The organism is Arenimonas sp. (genome assembly GCF_019459675.1).
In the GTDB taxonomy this organism is placed as follows: Bacteria; Pseudomonadota; Gammaproteobacteria; order Xanthomonadales; family Xanthomonadaceae; genus Arenimonas.
In genome coordinates, this window is record NZ_JAIBFH010000262.1 from 1 (window position 1) to 3478 (window position 3478).

At 65.8% G+C, this 3478-nt stretch carries 4 protein-coding genes; all 4 read right to left on the minus strand.

Annotation, left to right across the window (positions count from 1 at the left end; all coding sequences use genetic code 11):
- Positions 1–410 (minus strand): DUF4845 domain-containing protein (locus tag K0M70_RS08770; RefSeq protein ID WP_290781421.1); only part of this gene is annotated, 410 nt, incomplete at its 3' end.
- Positions 411–436: 26 nt separating this feature from the next.
- Positions 437–1255, minus strand: a complete 819-nt coding sequence (lepB, locus tag K0M70_RS08775; RefSeq protein WP_290781422.1) for a signal peptidase I — start codon at positions 1253–1255, stop codon at positions 437–439.
- Positions 1256–1284: 29 nt separating this feature from the next.
- Positions 1285–3078 (minus strand): translation elongation factor 4, encoded by a 1794-nt coding sequence (gene lepA / locus K0M70_RS08780; protein WP_290781423.1) that lies wholly within the window; start codon positions 3076–3078, stop codon positions 1285–1287.
- Positions 3079–3185: 107 nt separating this feature from the next.
- On the minus strand, positions 3186–3478 hold a 293-nt coding region (locus tag K0M70_RS08785; RefSeq protein WP_290781424.1), incomplete at its 5' end, for a PDZ domain-containing protein.

The window sequence follows — 3478 nt, forward strand, 5'->3', positions numbered from 1 at the left end:
GGGGGGCCCGCAAACGATGCGAAAACCTCCCACCCACCCCCACCGGGCCCGTAAACATAACCGTTATTGCCCACCCGCCCCCCCGCGCCGCGGTTCCCCCCCCCCCCCAGGCGGACTTCGTAGGCGATGTTGAGCTTCGTGCCCTTCCCGGCGCGGATGATCTTGATGTGTTCTTTCTTCACGGATTCCACGTAGCCGATGTTGAAGCGACGCTCCAGCTCGGTCTGGATCTGCTGGCCGGACATGCTGGCCGACTTGGGCGTGGCCGCCAACTCATCCATCACGCGCTTGACGCTGTAGTACTCGCTGTACATCGGGAACAGCTTCATGGTCATCAGGGCGAAGAAGCCCACGACGGCAAGCACAAGTACGAAACTCGTCAACGTGATGCCTTTCTGCGTACGCTTCATGGTGCCTTCCCCCGGTGATGGTCCGTTCAGCGGATGGTATCGCCAATCCGGGTGTAGTCAAACGCCCCGCTGCAGAACCAGCCTTCGCAGTTGAGCCAGATCAGGAACGCCTTGCCGACCAGGGCGTCTTCGGGCACGAAGCCCCAGACCCGGCTGTCGGAGCTGTGGTCCCGGTTGTCGCCCATGACGAAATAGCTGCCCTGCGGCACCGTCCAGTTCCCCTGCAGCCGCATGTCGCCGTAGGGCGAAGCCTGGAGGATCTGGTGCGTCCGGCCGGGCAGCTCGTTCTCGAACAGGGTGGCGCCGGTCATTTCCCGGCCCTTGCCGGTGCCGACGTAGGCGCCCACCGGGCCTTTCGCCACGGCCTGGTCGTTGACGTACAGGGTCTGGTTGGAGAACGAGATCCGGTCGCCAGGCAGGCCAACCACGCGCTTGATGTAGTCCATGCCCTGCTGCACGTCGCCCTCGCCCATGCCGGGGTAACGGAACACCACCACGTCGCCGCGCGCGGGCTGGCCCAGCGGCACGACCCTGGTATTGAGCACCGGCAGCCGCAGGCCATAGCTGAACTTGTTGACCAGGATGAAGTCACCCACCAGCAGGGTGGGCATCATCGAAGACGACGGGATGCGGAAGGGCTCGGCCACGAAGCTGCGCAGGCCCAGCACCAGGAAGATGATCGGGAAAAGCGACTTGGCGTATTCCACCAGCACCGGGTCGACGACCTCGTCGCCTTCGGCAACCATCAGCTTGCGCTTGCCGGCGAACAGCAGGCTGTCGATCAGCCAGATAAGGCCGGTAAGCGCGGCCAGCGCAGTCAGGATGAGGGCAAGGTCGATTTTCACGCGTGATGGTTCCTCGCGGCGGGGGCCGCTTACTTGTTGTCCGCCTGGAGCACGGCAAGGAAGGCTTCCTGGGGGATTTCCACCCGGCCGACCTGCTTCATGCGCTTCTTGCCTTCCTTCTGTTTCTCCAGCAGCTTCTTCTTGCGCGACGCGTCGCCGCCGTAGCACTTGGCCAGCACGTTCTTGCGCATCGCCTTGACGGTGGAGCGCGAGATGATCTGGGCGCCAATGGCCGCCTGGATGGCCACGTCGAACATCTGCCGCGGGATCAGCTCGCGCATTTTCTCGCAGATGTCCCGCCCGCGCCGGTCGGCGTGGCTGCGGTGCACGATGGACGAAAGCGCGTCCACCTTGTCACCGTTGATCAGCGTGTCCACCAGCACGAACGGCCCGGCCTCGAAGCGCTCGAAGTGGTAGTCGAGCGAGGCGTAGCCGCGCGACACCGACTTGAGGCGGTCGAAGAAATCCAGCACCACTTCGGCCATCGGCAGCTCGTAGCTGATCTGCACCTGCGAGGCCATGTAGGTGATGCTCACCTGGCGGCCGCGCTTTTCCTCGCACAGCTTGATCACGTTGCCCACGTAGTCGGGCGGCGTGAGGATGTTGGCGCGGATGATCGGCTCGCGGATTTCGCTGACCTTGGTCGGCGGCGGCAGCTTGGCGGGGTTGTCCAGCGCCATGGTGGTGCCGTCGTTCATCAGGATTTCGTACACCACGGTGGGCGCGGTGGTGATGAGGTTGAGGTCGTACTCGCGCTCCAGGCGCTCCTGCACGATCTCCATGTGCAGCATGCCCAGGAAGCCGCAGCGGAAACCGAAGCCCATGGCCTCGGAGCTTTCCGGTTCGAAGCGCAGCGCGGCGTCGTTGAGCTTGAGCTTTTCCAGCGCCTCGCGCAGCGCCGGGTAGTCTTCGGCGTCCACCGGGAACAGGCCGGCGAACACCCGCGGCTGCATTTCCTGGAAGCCGGGCAGCGGTTCGGCGGCCGGGTCGTTGGCCAGGGTCAGCGTGTCGCCGACCGGCGCACCGTGCACGTCCTTGATGGAGGCGTTGATCCAGCCCACTTCGCCGGCGCCCAGCTTGGGCAGGTCCTTGCGCTTGGGCGTGAACACACCAACCTTGTCCACCACGTGGGTGCGGCCGGTGGACATCACCAGCATCTTGTCGCCGGGCTTGATCTCGCCCTGCATCACCCGCACCAGCGAGACCACGCCCAGGTAGTTGTCGAACCACGAGTCGATGATCAGCGCCTGCAGCTTGTTGCTGCCGCGATCCACCGGCGCCGGGATGCGCTTGACGATCGCCTCCAGCACGTCGACCACATTCAAGCCGGTCTTGGCGCTGATGGCCACCGCGTCTTCGGCGTCGATGCCGATGACGGCTTCGATTTCCTTCTTCACCTTTTCGATGTCGGCCGTCGGCAGGTCTATCTTGTTGAGCACCGGCACCACTTCCAGGCCCTGCTCGACCGCCGTGTAGCAGTTGGCTACCGACTGCGCCTCGACGCCCTGCGCCGCGTCCACCACCAGCAGAGCGCCTTCGCAGGCGGCCAGCGAGCGGCTGACTTCGTAGCTGAAGTCTACGTGCCCGGGCGTGTCGATGAAGTTGAGCTGGTAGGTGACGCCGTCCTTGGCCGTGTACGGCAGGGACACCGATTGCGCCTTGATGGTGATGCCGCGCTCGCGCTCGATCGGATTCGAGTCGAGCACCTGCGCCTCCATTTCGCGCGCCTGCAGGCCGCCGCAAATCTGGATGATCCGGTCGGCCAAGGTGGACTTGCCGTGGTCCACGTGGGCGATGATGGAGAAATTGCGGATGTGCTGCATGCGGGGGACTGGCTGCCGTTGCGTAGCTGTAAACCGTCGATTATCGCACAGCCCCGCCCCCTACCGACCTGCGATCGGCAGGCAGGGGGCGGCGCCCGCGGGCTGGCTCAGCGCAGCGTGAAGGTGACGAAGCCGGTGCTGCGGGCGTTGCGGACCAGCAGGCGGACCTCGTCCCCCGGCTTGAACGCCGCCGCCGCTTCGAATTCGGCGACCGAACCGACGTCGGTGCGGCCCACCTGCAGGATCACGTCACCGGCCGACAGACCGGCGCTGCGGGCCGCCAGGCCCACCACCCGGGTGACCAGCACGCCCTCGCCCGCCGCCAGGCCGCGCTCGGCCCGGGCGGCCGCGTCCAGCGCTTCCACCACCACGCCCAGGGCATTGCCGGCGGCCGGCGGCG

Coding starts and splice junctions, on each gene's coding strand:
- lepA (WP_290781423.1), bottom strand. CDS start 3,078: ATGCAGCACATCCGCAATTTCTCCATCATCGCCCACGTGGACCACGGC.